The organism is Volucribacter amazonae (assembly GCF_029783845.1).
In the GTDB taxonomy this organism is placed as follows: Bacteria; Pseudomonadota; Gammaproteobacteria; order Enterobacterales; family Pasteurellaceae; genus Volucribacter; species Volucribacter amazonae.
On record NZ_LWID01000001.1, the window covers coordinates 95,876 to 110,301 of the forward strand.

A 14,426-nucleotide genomic window follows, 5' to 3' on the forward strand; every position below is an offset into this window, starting at 1 on the left:
TTTTTGGTATTTTGGTTTGGTAAATTGGTTAGTTGGTTAGCTAATTTTGGTATTTTGGTTAAGCCTTGCTATTACTGGGTTTAGCGTGATTTTATTTTTTATCTAAAAGCGGCAATAAACCAAATTTAAATAGGGATAGGATTTTAATATTTGGAATTGGTGGATAATTTTAGGCGTGTTGTAATGAATTAACCAAAATTCAGGCAATAAAAAAGGGCGATTATTCGCCCTGGTCGTCTATTCTTAAATTTAAGTTTTTCAAGCTATTTCTATAGGTTTCTTGTGCGATTGGGTTTTTAAATAATCCGTTTATTTCGCTACTGGTTAAAAGCCTTGATAAGGCGGATATATTTACCTTATTTGTTCGCTGTAGATTTGGTTTGTGTTTTGCCAGCTCTGTGGCTAATACGGCTACAGTTTTTAGTAGGTTTTCATTACATAAGAGTTTATCTTTTTCTTCTAGTCTTTGTTGCTCTTGTGTTTGTTGGCCTTTAATCTCTAAATTTTTATGCGTCTCTCTTGGTTGATTGATATTTAATTCTTGTTCTGAATATTCCATAGGTTTATATATTCTAAAAATTCCTAAAGAAATAAAAACTAAAGAATAAATAAAAAACACAATATCCATATAAAAATAAACGCCCGCTTCATCTAATTTCTTATTAAAGAAAGCTAACAGGGTCAATGATGACGCTAACAAAAAAAAGCGTGAAGTTAATAAATTACAAAAATAATGTAACCATTTGTTTTTTATAGATTTTAAACAACATATAAACCAATAAGAAGATATACCAAAAATATAGAAGGAACAATATTGCCGAGATATATCCCTTATTAAATCATTATTCCCCCAAAAGGCGGCAACACAATAATAAAAAATAGGGAATACTGTTAAAATAAAAAATACTTTATCCTCAAAATTTATTTGTGATTTTTGAATATAATTGTTATTCATTACTGCGCCCCTACGCCTACCCCTATTAGTGAGCGTGCAACAGGATAAAATAGGGGTTTTATCTTTTCGGCAAGGGTAATTAGTCCTTACCTAGTTGCACTAATTCGGATTATTCTATTTTGCTTTAGTGTGATTTATTCTACATCAATTTGATTAAAGGTAAAGCGGTTTTTACTGGTTAAATAAACAGTGCTTTAGAGGTCAACCGTTTCGGTATCGAAACAGTTCGCTTTTAAGGCTTAATGTTGAAAAGTGGTTATTTCCAAAATGGAAATAGTTGATTTAGTTGTGTACATATGTACATAACTGCTAACCGTGTACATAAGTACACAGTTGCCAACCCTAGCTAATAGAATAGGGGTATGTCATTGGTGTATTCTTGGCTTTCGTGGTTATCACCACAACTGAATTTATTTCCCCAAATAGGGATTGTCCACTTGGGGAAAGTTGCTATATTGGATCAACGCCTTAACCATTGATATATCAGGCTTTAGGCTTAAAAATAGCTTTATTGGATCAGGGTTAAACTGCCTATATTTTTCTAACTTCCACCATTGGCAGAAGTTGAATAGGTATTGCTATAAATTATAAGCTAACTCATCAATACGGACCCTAATCGGACCCTTTTCAGCTCTTTATCTATCTTTATTGGCTTTCTCTCAATATAAACCTTAAGTTTTACTAAGTTCTTGAATACCTTATTCTGCGGTAGTTACCATAAAAAAGCCTTGAAAACTCAAGGCATTAATATTTTATTGTGCGGTTTGCTGAAACACCTTATCTGTCGCTAATTTCGCAAGAAAATTACTGCGGTTTTTATATTCAGGGTGAGTCGCCACAAACTTATCAATATGTTGCAATAATAATGACGGCAAAGTGATATTAATTTTTTCAGCTTTTCCCATTAAATGGCTTAAATCAACATCAACAATCCCCCAAGTTAGCCCCGCATAATCTTCATTATGAATATGGTTCTCAATGGATGTCGGTTGCGGTATATCTTCCCCGTCTTCTAACATTCCTTTAATATGAAAAGCAATAGCCTGTTTAGCATTATCATAGGCTTCTGCCATGGTATCGCCTGCCGAAAAGCACCCAGGCACATCTGGCACAATCACGCCATAAGCGTGATCCTGATCACCGATTTCGATTGCAATTGGATATAACATATTTTTCCTTATATTTCGTTAAGTGGGATACGCCTTAATTAAGGGGGTTATTTCAACCCCGCTTGTTTTAATATTGAATTTACGGTTTTTATTGGTAAATCCTTTTTAGGGTGGGGAACTGTCACTCGTCCCTTTTTCTGTTTATGCTTAAATTGATGATGACTTCCTTCAATATTTACTAAAAACCAACCATCTTTTTCTAGCATCTTAATGATTTTTCGGCTTTCCACACTATCCTCTAACTTGTTTATTTGTGGTTATTATACCCACAAAAGATAATAATGCAATAAATTTATAGTTATTATACCTACTTTTTAAGCTACGCCATTGTTATCCACTAATGTGATTTCTTGTTCTAAAAATTCTGCTTTAAGAAATATTCAAGGATTAAAAACTTATTCACGGCGTTGCGTCTGGTTTTCTATTTCATCAACATCTACCATCATCTTTTTCCACCACCTCAACCAAGCAAAAGCCAATAAAATAAGCATATTCAGCCCCAAAATACGCTTAAACAAGCCAATGATGATGATGGCTAGAAAAGCAAAAAACTGCCAAAAACCGCGAGCCCCAACCCCGTGGAATAAGGGTACCCCCTTGGGAGTACCTTTTTACATTTTATTTTTAAACTAGCCCTATCTCATTAATTATATATTCAATTTAGTTATATATTAAATCGGATAACTTTTATACTTCAATCAATGAATTAGTTTAATTATTAGCCAAAAAGTTACGATTTTCGGTTAAGAAGTTAAGAATGGGTTAAGAAATAACTTCAATGCCACTCAATTTTTTATTATTAAATTCATATAGTTATACTCAAAAAAGTTAAGAAGTTAAGTTTTTTTCACAAAAAAAGTTTTGCTCGATGAAAAATAAGTAACAATAGTAATTTAATTTCTTTTTGTTATAAAAAAGAAGTTAGCCATTAACCAGCTTTAAATGAAATTTAGGCAATGTTTGATTACTGGCTTGCTCGACAAAATCCCCCCACCATTGCAACATTTTAGCCCTTTGTTCTAAATATAAAGCGTGATTATACGCTGCTCTAACTTTGTCTTTATCCATATGCGACAAAGCCACTTCAATATAATCCTTGTTAAATCCTTGTTCATTTAATGCGGTGCTAGCAATACTTCGCAAGCCGTGAGCCACTAACTTACCTTGATAGCCCATACGCTTAATAGCGGCGTTAGCGGTTTGAGTATTGCAATGCTTGCTAGGATCTTTAATACTTGGAAATAAATACGTTCGCCCCTTATTTATTTTCTTAATTTCTCGCAATACCGCTACCGCTTGCCTGCTTAATGGTATTAGATGAACTCTACCGCTGTTATCCCCTTTAATCCCCTTTTTAACCATTACCCGCCATATCTTTTTACTCTCGTCTATATCTTCAAATTTAGCGGTAGCTGCTTCCGCTGGTCTTGTCAATGTGAGTAACTGCCATTGAATAAGTAGCCTTGTTTGGATATGAATCTGAGCATTAGCTAGCGTCATTAGAAATTCCCCCAGGTCTTCAGGTCTGATAGTTTTCATATGTTGCACTGTTGGGCTATCAAAGGCTTTAGATAATTCAGCCATACGATTATCTATAATCAAATCGTGATGTTTAGCATAGGTCATAATTTCATTAAGTTTTTGAATAGTCCGCTTTAAGGTTTCTAGTGTCCCCCTTGCTTGTATTTTAAATGCCTTAATCGCCATACTTGCGGTTATTTCAGATATAGGCATATCGCCAAAGGCTGGCAACAAATAACGCTCAACAAGGCGCCATACATCTTTGGCATAATCAGCTGAAAAATTAGCCCTTGTTTGCCTGTCCTTAAACCAATCTTCCGCAACACGTCTAAACGTTGAACGCAATGCCCTTGTTTTGGCTAATTTCTCTTGTTGTCGCTGAATATTCGGATCGATACCTTGAATTAATAATGCTCTATATTGACTCTTTATCTCTCTGGCTTGCTTTAGTGTGATTTCTGGATATGTACCAATGGTGATCCAAGTGCGAGATTGTGAAAAGGGTTTGATATACCTAAACCGCCATATTTTTGTCATCTTTGGACTATGGTTTTTCTTCTCAACATATAAATATAGTCCATCACCGTCATTTAATGGACTATCAGCAGGCTTAGCCCTCTCTACTTGTGTATTGTTTAATGCGTTGGATTTTCTAGGCATAACGCCCCCTTTTTATGGTTTATGGACTATGAAATTTTGACTAGTTTAGTTCATAGTCCATACCATAGTCCATAAATACTGCGTTAGTGTGCGTTTGTTTGATTTAATTTGAGTTAATAAAAAAGCCTTGAAGGCTTATGCCACAAGGCTTTATGCGTCAATTTGCATTTGTTTGATTTATGTTTCTGGTGGAGCTGGGGGGAGTTGAACCCCCGTCCGAAATTCCTCTACCTTCAGTACTACATGTTTAGTCTGGTCTTTAGTTTCACTTATTCACTGCGGACAGACACGCGATAAATAAGCTAGCTTGGTTTAATTTAACGTTTCGATCCTCAAGCGGTGGCGTCCACGCGATCTCGTTTGGGTTTGACTCCTCTTGATCCCCGTCTTACGAGCGAAAGCTAGGGAGAGAAGGCTATGAGCAGGTTATTAAGCTGCTAAAGCGTATTGTTCGTCGTTTGCGACTATTTTTTTGCGGTTTATTTACGAGGCCTACCGCACCTCGACATGCACCTTGGGCTTCGCTAATCCCGTCGAATCCAAAATCAGCCCCAAAATTGGCTCGGATTATAACAAAATTTAGTGATAAAGCAAAATTAATCTACTTAATTCAAGGGTATTGCACTAAAAACAACCAATAAAATGGGGGCTATAATATTGGTAATAAAACCAAAACTTATGGCTAATGGTACAACCCCTATTCCGCCTGCTCGTTGGATAATAGGTAGGTTAACATCTAAAGCGGTAGCACCTGCCACGCCAATTGCCGCGGCACGAAAACCTTTCATTAATAATGGAATTAAAAATAGGCTTAAAATTTCCTTTAATAAATCATTAAGAAAAGCAATGCTACCAAACACAGCTCCCCAAGCATCATGAATAATCACGCTAGACAGCGTGTACCAACCTAATCCTGATGCCATGGCTAAGCCTTGTGTAATAGGAAGATCTAACCATAATGCCGCCATAGCACCGCCGAGTAAAGAGGTCAGGATCATAATAAGTGCAGTATAAATGCCTTGTTTATTAAAGAAAACTTGCATTAGAGAAATCCCATTATTGCGTAATTGAATTCCCACCAAGAAAATTAGCATGACAAGAAGATAAGTGCTGCTATCCGCTGGTAAAATAACGTTATTTTGGACAAATAGACCTATTATAAACCCAATAATAACCGTACCACATAGCTTAAAAGAATCCCATAATAATCCCCAACGGGAAGTAATTTGTTGTTGGGAATGATGAAAAGAAGTTTGAGTATTTAATTTATCATAAAAGATTAATCCGAATAGATTGCAACCATTAATCAGCAGAGCAAAAATAAGTGCGGAAGAGGCAATCTGCGGTAATTTTTGCATAATATTATCCAATTGCCCAAGATGATAGCCCATAACAAATAAAATAATATAAAGCAACAACATCAAAAGTTGGTTAATTTTCGCTAAGACTTTCCTCGCTTTTACTTTTACACAATAGCCCAAAAACATAGGGGCAAGAATAATCATCAATCCTTCAAACATAATAAATTCGTTTTTTGCTAAAATACATGCTAAGCTAAAAATCAAGGCAAAATTATAACAAAGTGCGGTATGATTTCGCATTATTTTTTGCATTGATAATAGGAAGAAAAATCATTATGTATCTATATAACATTGATATTGTGGGCTTTCGTGGCATCAATCGTTTATCCATGCAATTACGCCCTGAAATGGTTTTAATTGGCGAAAATGCTTGGGGAAAATCCAGTTTATTATCGGCTTTAAGTTTAATTTTCAATCCCAATAAAAGCCTTTATCAATTTACCCCTGATGATTTTCATCTTGAATATCAAGCTGATCAAGATGAAACACGTCAACATCGTCATATTACCTTGTTATTTCGTTTTTGCGAAAAATATCAAGGCGAGCTAGAACAACAAAATACCCCACTTTATCAACAAGTTATGGTAAGTCATCAACCAGATCAACCTAAACACATTTATCTGCGTGTTACTGGGGATTGGCTTGAAAATGATAATATCATCACAGATTACAGTTTTTTAGATCCACAGGGCGAAACCCTACAACCGCTTTCAAAAGAAAAACTGGTTTATTCTCTTATTAGTCAGCACCCTGTTTACCGTTTTCGTGATGCTCAATTACAGCAAGATTTTCATCAGCTTTCGCCCTTATTACTTGATCAACCTCGCCAACCTGAACAAGAAAAAATTCAAGAGGAAATTAGGGCGGTGGCATTATTGCTCCGTTACTACTTTTTACAACAAGATCAATATCGTCAACTGATTCATCAATTAAAAGATACTTCGCTACTCTGGCAAAAAGCACAATCTTTAACCCAAAAATTACAACAGCCCAATAGCGATCATTTAAAGAAACGCCTATTTCAAGCCCTTTCTTCACTCTTTATCCAACATAAAAATATTCATTTTAATAAAAACACCCGTCCAATTATTTTATTTGAGGATCTGGGAGCAAATTTACACCCAAGAATGATGGCAATAGCTTGGTGTTTGGCACAATCTTTACCTATTCAGCGTATTACAACCACCAACTCCGTTGAATTACTCGCTCAAGTAGAATTATTTTCAATTTGCCGTTTAGTACGTTATCAAAGCGACACCCAAGCCTACCAATTAACGCATCATCATATCAATAAAGAAGATTTACGCCGTCTTAATTTTCATGTGCATTATAACCGTAGTCTTGCTTTATTTGCTCGTATGTGGATTTTAGTAGAGGGCGAAACCGAAGTTTGGATTTTATCGGAATTAGCCAAATTACTGGATATTCATTTAGATATCTATGGTATTCGTCTTGTTGAATTTGCACAATCTGGTTTAAAACCCTTAATCAAATATGCCAAAGCCATGGGTATTCAATGGTATGTGCTTACTGATGGTGATGATGCAGGCTTAAAATATGCGGAAATTGTCAAAAATATGCTACCAGAATATGAAAACGCCTCACAACGCCTAACAGTATTACCACAAAAAGACATTGAACATTTCTTTTATACTCAAGGGTTTAGCCAAATTTTTATCCGTTTAGCCCGCTGGCAACCCCATAAAAATTATTATCCTACCAGTAAAATTATCCAACGAGCAATCCAACGTAGCTCTAAACCAGATTTAGCCCTTGCCCTTTGTGCTGAAATGCGTAAGCAAGGCAAAAATGCAATCCCCAGTTTATTCCGTCATCTCTTTCGCAAAGTGCTTGCTTTAACCAAAGAAAATTAGAAAAACTGGTTGTATATACAGTAAAGTGCGGTTAAAATTAGCAAAATTTTTACCGCACTTTCTGTTTATTATGGCAACTATCTCAACATATCGCAAAATTATTCATATTGATATGGATTGTTTTTATGCTTCCATAGAAATGCGAGAAAACCCAGCCCTTATGGGTAAACCTATGGCTGTGGGCGGAAAACCTCATCAACGTGGTGTATTAACAACCTGTAATTATGAGGCTCGTCAATTTGGTTTACATAGTGCCATGTCCTCGGCTGAGGCAGTAAAACGTTGCCCCCAATTAATTCTTGTTCCGCCTAATTTCCCTTTGTATCAACAAGTTTCCCAACAAATTCATCAAATTTTTCAACAATATACCGATATTATTGAGCCACTTTCCCTTGATGAGGCTTATTTAGATGTGAGCGAATGTCATCAATATTCGGGATCAGCAACTTGGATTGCTCAAGCCATTCGCCAACAAATTGCCAAAGAACTAAATCTCACCGCCTCGGCGGGCATTGCACCGCTAAAATTCCTTGCCAAAATTGCCTCGGATAAAAATAAACCTAACGGACAATTTGTGATTACGCCCGATAAAATCGCTGATTTTATCAAACCCCTCTCCCTCTCCGCCCTACCTGGTGTAGGTAAAGTTACCGCACAAAAATTACAACAACTCGGCTTACTCACTTGCACTGATGTACAACAACATTCCCTGCATTTCTTGCTTGAACATTTTGGTAAACAGGGACAACGCATTTGGAATTTTAGTCATGGTATTGATGAACGATCCGTTAATCCGCCAAGCCAACCCAAATCCCTTGGGGTAGAAACCACCTTATTAAAAAATATCGCCGATTTGCAACAAGCTCAAAGCATATTGAAAGCCCTTTACCAAAAACTCAAACAACGGCTCGCAAAATACCCTCAGATTACCTTAACCCAAGGGCATAAGTTAGGCATTAAGCTAAAATTTGAGGATTTTCAAGTAACCACCTTAGAAAAAACGGGGTTACCCTTTAATCAAAACAACTTTCAACAATTACTTGAACATATTTGGACAAGAAGACAAGGACGTAAAATTCGTTTAATTGGCTTACATATTCAATTAACTGAACCAAAGAAACAACAGCAAATGAGTTTGTGGTAGGAAGTTTATAAACTATACTAGAGACTACTCATATTTAAAATAAAATGTATCAATAAGAGAAATTGCTAAACCTGACTAGGATATTGATATGAAATTGAATGACAGACAAATAAAATATGGTTTTAACTATTATATTAAAGAGGAACAAGAAAAAATAAAAACAGTTGTTGAATTGTCTGAATATAATGGTGAAAACATACTTTCAATTGGTTGTACGCAACTTGATTACTGGATAAAAAAACATAATAAAAAAGAAAAGGATAAAAAAAGAATTTTAAATGACTGGTGTACATTTTTAGAGCAAAACCCCACTGCTTTCACTGAACTTTATTTTCATTCACGAATGCCACAAAAATTGTTTGATGCAGTTTGTCATCAAAAACAATTGAAACGATTAGAAATAAAGTGGGGTGCTTATAAAGATATTTCTGCCATTGAAAATCTGGAAAATATTGAACTGTTGTGCATTGGTTCAGGAGCAAGTGTTGAAAGTATAGAACCATTGTCTAAGCTCAAAAGTATCATTGCTTTATCAGTTGAAAACTTTCAAAAAATCACAAATTATGACGTCTTGGTTAAACTGAACCACCTTGAAAGTTTGAGTATTTCGGGAAATGATATGACCCCACAATATATTAAAATAGACAATATTGATTTTTTGCGAAATTTGCCTCAATTACGTTTTTTCACACTTTTAACAGAACGGCTTCAAAATAAGGACTATACGCCAATTTTGGAATTAAAAAATTTAGAACATTTAACATTAAGTAATAATCGTGAAGTTTCTAAACTTTATCATGAGTTAATAAAATTACCTAAATTGAAATGGGGACTTTTAAAAAGTAACCCTAAACTCTATGAAAAATAGAGGAAATAAAGGAAATAGTCTTAAAATATAGTCATTTCAATTTAAAATAAGACAAGGCGACACGCCAAAAATAATACAACGAGGCGTGCCAACGCTGTATTATTTTAAAGTGGGACGACTATATTTACCCAGCCTCAACAAACGCCTCACGTAATTGATGTAATTGATCGCGTAATTTTGCAGCTTGTTCAAATTCCAGATTTTGAGCGGCTTTGTACATTTGTTGTTCCAATTTCTTCATTTGCTGTTGATAATCTTTCGCTGATTTTGGCGTTTGATAAAGTGCGGTAGGTTCTGCCACCCTTTTTTGTTGTTTTTTCTGTTTCGCTTTGTAATTTGCCCCTTGTCCAATATCCAATAATTCGCCTACTTTTTTATTCAATGCCTGCGGCACAATATGGTGTTCTTGGTTATAACGCATTTGCTTTTCACGGCGGCGTTGAGTTTCCTCAATGGCTTTTTGCATAGATTTGGTTATGCTATCCGCATATAAAATGGCTTTGCCTTTTAAATTGCGAGCCGCTCGCCCAATAGTTTGGATCAAAGAACGTTCCGAACGCAAAAAGCCCTCTTTATCCGCATCAAGAATTGCCACCAAAGAAACCTCTGGCATATCCAAGCCCTCTCGCAATAAGTTAATTCCTACCAAAACGTCAAATTCCCCTAAACGTAAATCACGAATAATTTCCACCCGTTCCACCGTATCAATATCCGAATGTAAATAACGTACTCTCACATTATGTTCCGCAAGATAATCCGTTAAATCCTCTGCCATTTTTTTGGTTAAGGTGGTAACCAACACCCGTTCATTTTGTGCTACACGCAAACGAATTTCAGATAATAAATCATCAACTTGTGTCATCACTGGACGCACTTCAATTTCAGGATCAAGCAAACCTGTTGGACGCACCACCTGATCGATGATTTCGTTTCCTGATTTCTCTAATTCATAAGGCCCCGGCGTAGCAGAAACATAAATGGTTTGTGGCGCAAGCCGTTCAAATTCTTCAAAACGCAAGGGACGATTATCCAATGCCGAGGGCAAGCGAAAGCCATATTCCACTAAAGTTTCCTTGCGAGAGCGATCGCCACGATACATTCCGCCAATTTGCGGTACGGTAACATGTGATTCATCAATAATTAACAAGGCATCTGTCGGCATATAATCAAATAAGGTTGGCGGTGGTTCTCCCTCATTGCGTCCAGATAAATAACGTGAATAATTTTCAATACCTGAGCAATAACCCAATTCATTCATCATTTCAATATCAAATTGGGTACGTTGGCTAATACGTTGTTCTTCAAGCAATTTATGTTGTTGCAAAAAATATTGTTTACGCTCGCTCAATTCCGCTTTAATTTTTTCAATAGCATCTAAAATACGCTCTCTAGGGGTAACATAATGGGTTTTAGGATAAACCGTATAGCGTGGAACTGTACCAAAACTATGCCCAGTAAGCGGATCAAACAGGCTAAGGCGTTCTATTTCATCATCAAATAATTCCACACGCACCGCCTGGTCCTCCGATTCCGCAGGAAAAATATCAATAATTTCGCCCCGTACTCTAAAGGTTCCCCGTTGAAATGCCTGATCGTTACGGGTATATTGCAATTCGGCAAGTTGTGCCAAAATTTGCCGTTGATTAACCAATGCCCCCTGTTGTAAATGCAACATCATTTTTAAATAAGAATCAGGATCGCCCAAGCCATAAATGGCAGAAACTGAGGCAACCACGATCGTATCTCGCCGTTCTAAAAAAGATTTCGTTGCTGATAATCGCATTTGTTCAATTTGATCATTAATGGAAGCATCTTTTTCAATAAAAGTATCACTGCTCGGCACATAAGCCTCTGGCTGATAATAGTCATAGTAGGATACAAAGTATTCCACCGCATTTTCTGGAAAAAAGGCTTTCATTTCCGCATAAAGCTGTGCCGCTAAGGTTTTATTCGGGGCAAGCAACATCGCAGGGCGATTTAATTGTGCAATAACATTTGCCATCGTAAAGGTTTTGCCTGACCCTGTTACCCCTAATAAGGTTTGATGAGCTAATCCATCATTTAAATTTTCAATAATTTTAGCAATCGCTTGTGGCTGATCGCCCGAAGGTTTAAAGTCAGAATGAAGAATAAAAGGTTTGGCTGATTTTTCACGCATAATCATCACTATGTTATCAATTTATTGTTGAATAGCTATTCTAACACAATGCAAAAGTGCGGTCATTTTTGCAAAAAATTTTAAGTTTTACACAGACTTATCTTTGTCAAGAGTATTCGCTCAAATTTTTATAAAAAATATTTTCATTTTTTACTGGAAATTTCTTAACTTATTGATATATAAAGAAATGACATTTTACAACCAATTTCCCTTTCCTCCCTCTATCCCCCTTGATTTATCAGGGCTGAACGATTTTTCTTGAAAATAATCCACAAAGTTATCCACAGCAACTGTGGATAGAAAAAAAAGAATAGATTTAATAGGCACAACAAATGCCATTTAATTTTATTTTTAAAATAAAAAACACATTTTTTTGTTGACAAGCCAATCAAACATCTTTATCATTCGCCACCATCTTGGATGATTAAAGAATTATTCCTCCTTAGTTCAGTCGGTAGAACGGTGGACTGTTAATCCATATGTCGCTGGTTCAAGTCCAGCAGGAGGAGCCAATTTTTCTTTTAGTGAGTTTTTATTTGTCTCCTTTTATAAGAACTTGGTTATAACTAAAAGAATTTAGCCCATAGCCTGCAATATGACTATGGGCTTTTATTTTATCCATTCAACCCTTGAGGATATATTATGCTTGTTGCTAGTCTTGCCATTATCTTTGGACTTATCCTGCTAATTTGGAGTGCTGATCGTTTTATTGATGGTGCGGCAATTACCGCCAAGCATTTTGGTATGCCATCGCTATTAATTGGTATTATCATCGTAGGATTTGGTACATCTGCTCCTGAAATTATCGTTTCCACCATTGCAGCTATCAATGGCAACCCCGGTATTGCCTTAGGCAATGCTTATGGCTCAAATATTACCAATATCGCTCTAATCCTTGGTTTAACAGCCTTAATGCGTCCCATTATGGTAACACCACAAGTCTTAAAACAAGAGTTACCTATTCTCGCCATAATTAGCTTGATTTCAGCATGGCTCATTTACGATGCCAATATTTCTCGCCTTGATGCACTGATCTTGCTAGCCATTTTTATTCTCTATATGCTTTGGACAATTCGCACAAATTTAACCCCCAAAGCTAACGCTGTAACACAAAATAACTCACTTCCCCAAGCCAAAATGGGACTATCTCAGGCGATATTTTGGATTATCCTTGGTTTAATGTTATTAGTGGTAAGTTCACAAATGTTAGTTTGGGGAGCAGTAAACATTGCCGAATATTTTGGCGTTTCCGATTTAATCATTGGTCTGACCATTGTTGCAGTAGGCACTTCCCTCCCTGAATTAGCCTCTTCCTTAATCGCCGCTAAAAAAGGCGAACACGATTTAATTGTCGGCAATATTATCGGTTCAAATTTGTTTAATACACTCGCGGTAGTTGGCGTAGCTGGCGTAATTCAGCCAATGCAAGTGATGCCTGAAATTTTTAGTCGGGATATGCTAATCATGTTACTCCTCACCTTTTCTTTGTTTATATTAGGCTACGGCTTTCGCCAAAAACAAGGGCAAATCACAAGAGCAAAAGGCGGATTATTATTAATGATTTATATTGGCTATAATACATATCTATTTTATACTGTGCATTAATTTGTTTTTAGCTATTAGCAAAATGCTTTTTCGGAAAAATTATGACGATACGAACCCCATTACAAATAAGTAGTTTAACCCCACACCCTTCTTTAGAATATTGGTCTGTTTGCAAAGTTGAGGCATTATTTGAAACCCCATTTATGGAATTAGTCTATCGTGCGGCACAGGTACATCGTGAGAATTTTAATCCACGCGCCATTCAACTTTCCACCCTAATGTCAATTAAAACAGGCGGTTGCCCTGAAGATTGTAGCTATTGCCCTCAATCCGCTCGCTATCAAACAGGTGTACAAAACCAAGAAATTCTTGATGTTGAATATATTCTTGAAAAAGCCAAAATCGCTAAAGCTCGCGGAGCAGGACGTTTTTGTATGGGAGCGGCTTGGCGTGGTCCAAAACCAAAAGATATTAAAAAGGTTACCGAAATCATCAAAGCTGTTAAGAGCCTTGGACTAGAAACTTGCGGTACCTTTGGTTTATTACAAGACGGTATGGCGGAAGAATTAAAAGAAGCTGGGCTTGATTACTACAATCATAACCTTGATACTTCGCCTGAACATTATAAAGAAATTATTGGTACACGCCGTTTTGATGACCGTATTAACACCCTTGGCAAAGTGCGAAATGCTGGCTTAAAAGTTTGCTGTGGTGGTATTGTTGGTATGAATGAAACCCGTAAAGAACGAGCAGGATTAATCGCTAGCCTAGCCAATTTAGATCCTCAGCCCGAATCTGTTCCCATTAACCAATTAGTGGCAGTAGAAGGCACACCATTATTTAATGCAGAAAAACTGGATTGGACAGAATTTGTACGCACCATTGCTGTCGCACGTATTACGATGCCAAAAAGTTATGTCCGCCTTTCCGCAGGACGTCAGGGTATGAGCGAAGAAATGCAGGCTATGTGCTTTATGGCTGGAGCAAATTCTATTTTCTATGGGGATAAATTATTAGTAACAGAAAACCCAGAAGAAGATCACGACCAAGAATTAATGGCAAAACTCGATCTTGAACCAGAAACAGAACATAATCGGTTGAAATCCGATAAACAATAATTCTTATACTTAATATAAAAGTGCGGTAGGTTTTTCAAAAGTTTTCTCCAAAA

General features: G+C 36.5%; 11 protein-coding genes, 1 tRNA gene and 1 other RNA gene. 6 read left to right on the forward strand and 7 right to left on the reverse strand.

Annotated features, from left to right (window positions below):
* Positions 1-220 precede the first annotated feature (220 nt).
* The 6 genes from A6A20_RS00510 to A6A20_RS00535 all read right to left on the reverse strand — a co-directional run bounded on the left by A6A20_RS00510 (position 221) and on the right by A6A20_RS00535 (position 5,825).
* Positions 221-955 carry a hypothetical protein gene (locus A6A20_RS00510; RefSeq protein WP_279571639.1) on the reverse strand — a complete coding sequence of 245 codons (735 nt, stop codon included), beginning with the start codon at positions 953-955 and terminating at the stop codon, positions 221-223.
* Between the two features lie 752 nt (positions 956-1,707).
* Positions 1,708-2,124, reverse strand: coding sequence for a type II toxin-antitoxin system HicB family antitoxin (locus A6A20_RS00515; RefSeq protein WP_279571640.1), 417 nt, complete (start codon positions 2,122-2,124; stop codon positions 1,708-1,710).
* A gap of 47 nt (positions 2,125-2,171) precedes the next feature.
* Positions 2,172-2,330 (reverse strand): type II toxin-antitoxin system HicA family toxin, encoded by a 159-nt coding sequence (locus tag A6A20_RS00520; protein ID WP_424585434.1) that lies wholly within the window; start codon positions 2,328-2,330, stop codon positions 2,172-2,174.
* Between the two features lie 715 nt (positions 2,331-3,045).
* Entirely contained in the window at positions 3,046-4,305 is a 1,260-nt protein-coding gene (locus A6A20_RS00525) for a tyrosine-type recombinase/integrase (protein ID WP_279571642.1), read from the reverse strand.
* Between the two features lie 186 nt (positions 4,306-4,491).
* Positions 4,492-4,858, reverse strand: a transfer-messenger RNA (tmRNA) gene (gene ssrA, locus A6A20_RS00530).
* 52 nt (positions 4,859-4,910) lie between these two features.
* Positions 4,911-5,825, reverse strand: a complete 915-nt coding sequence (locus A6A20_RS00535; RefSeq protein WP_279571643.1) for a LysO family transporter — start codon at positions 5,823-5,825, stop codon at positions 4,911-4,913.
* Between the two features lie 116 nt (positions 5,826-5,941).
* On the opposite strand from A6A20_RS00535, the gene A6A20_RS00540 reads away from it, so the two are divergent.
* The 3 genes from A6A20_RS00540 to A6A20_RS00550 all read left to right on the forward strand — a co-directional run bounded on the left by A6A20_RS00540 (position 5,942) and on the right by A6A20_RS00550 (position 9,552).
* Positions 5,942-7,540 (forward strand): DUF2813 domain-containing protein, encoded by a 1,599-nt coding sequence (locus A6A20_RS00540; protein ID WP_279571644.1) that lies wholly within the window; start codon positions 5,942-5,944, stop codon positions 7,538-7,540.
* A 70-nt stretch (positions 7,541-7,610) separates the two neighbouring features.
* Positions 7,611-8,684: a DNA polymerase IV gene (gene dinB / locus A6A20_RS00545; protein WP_279573707.1), complete on the forward strand. Its 1,074-nt coding sequence runs from the start codon at positions 7,611-7,613 to the stop codon at positions 8,682-8,684.
* An 88-nt stretch (positions 8,685-8,772) separates the two neighbouring features.
* The gene (locus A6A20_RS00550; RefSeq protein ID WP_279571645.1) at positions 8,773-9,552 is read left to right on the forward strand and encodes a leucine-rich repeat domain-containing protein; all 780 of its coding nucleotides are present in this window, start codon (positions 8,773-8,775) and stop codon (positions 9,550-9,552) included.
* 124 nt (positions 9,553-9,676) lie between these two features.
* On the opposite strand, the gene uvrB is transcribed toward A6A20_RS00550, so the two are convergent.
* Positions 9,677-11,710 (reverse strand): excinuclease ABC subunit UvrB, encoded by a 2,034-nt coding sequence (uvrB, locus tag A6A20_RS00555; protein WP_279571646.1) that lies wholly within the window; start codon positions 11,708-11,710, stop codon positions 9,677-9,679.
* Between the two features lie 436 nt (positions 11,711-12,146).
* On the opposite strand from uvrB, the gene A6A20_RS00560 reads away from it, so the two are divergent.
* The 3 genes from A6A20_RS00560 to bioB all read left to right on the forward strand — a co-directional run bounded on the left by A6A20_RS00560 (position 12,147) and on the right by bioB (position 14,373).
* Positions 12,147-12,222 (forward strand) — tRNA-Asn (locus tag A6A20_RS00560).
* A 130-nt stretch (positions 12,223-12,352) separates the two neighbouring features.
* Positions 12,353-13,315 carry a calcium/sodium antiporter gene (locus A6A20_RS00565; protein ID WP_279571647.1) on the forward strand — a complete coding sequence of 321 codons (963 nt, stop codon included), beginning with the start codon at positions 12,353-12,355 and terminating at the stop codon, positions 13,313-13,315.
* Positions 13,316-13,356: 41 nt separating this feature from the next.
* Complete coding sequence (bioB, locus tag A6A20_RS00570; RefSeq protein ID WP_279571648.1) at positions 13,357-14,373, forward strand: biotin synthase BioB; 1,017 nt, start codon at positions 13,357-13,359, stop codon at positions 14,371-14,373.
* Positions 14,374-14,426 lie beyond the last annotated feature (53 nt).

Bases quoted from the DNA above. Each gene is read 5' to 3' on its own strand.
- A6A20_RS00510 (WP_279571639.1), bottom strand. From the start codon at position 955: ATGAATAACAATTATATTCAAAAATCACAAATAAATTTTGAGGATAAA.
- A6A20_RS00515 (WP_279571640.1), bottom strand. From the start codon at position 2,124: ATGTTATATCCAATTGCAATCGAAATCGGTGATCAGGATCACGCTTAT.
- A6A20_RS00520 (WP_424585434.1), bottom strand. From the start codon at position 2,330: ATGCTAGAAAAAGATGGTTGGTTTTTAGTAAATATTGAAGGAAGTCAT.
- A6A20_RS00525 (WP_279571642.1), bottom strand. From the start codon at position 4,305: ATGCCTAGAAAATCCAACGCATTAAACAATACACAAGTAGAGAGGGCT.
- A6A20_RS00535 (WP_279571643.1), bottom strand. From the start codon at position 5,825: ATGTTTGAAGGATTGATGATTATTCTTGCCCCTATGTTTTTGGGCTAT.
- A6A20_RS00540 (WP_279571644.1), top strand. From the start codon at position 5,942: ATGTATCTATATAACATTGATATTGTGGGCTTTCGTGGCATCAATCGT.
- dinB (WP_279573707.1), top strand. From the start codon at position 7,611: ATGGCAACTATCTCAACATATCGCAAAATTATTCATATTGATATGGAT.
- A6A20_RS00550 (WP_279571645.1), top strand. From the start codon at position 8,773: ATGAAATTGAATGACAGACAAATAAAATATGGTTTTAACTATTATATT.
- uvrB (WP_279571646.1), bottom strand. From the start codon at position 11,710: ATGCGTGAAAAATCAGCCAAACCTTTTATTCTTCATTCTGACTTTAAA.
- A6A20_RS00565 (WP_279571647.1), top strand. From the start codon at position 12,353: ATGCTTGTTGCTAGTCTTGCCATTATCTTTGGACTTATCCTGCTAATT.
- bioB (WP_279571648.1), top strand. From the start codon at position 13,357: ATGACGATACGAACCCCATTACAAATAAGTAGTTTAACCCCACACCCT.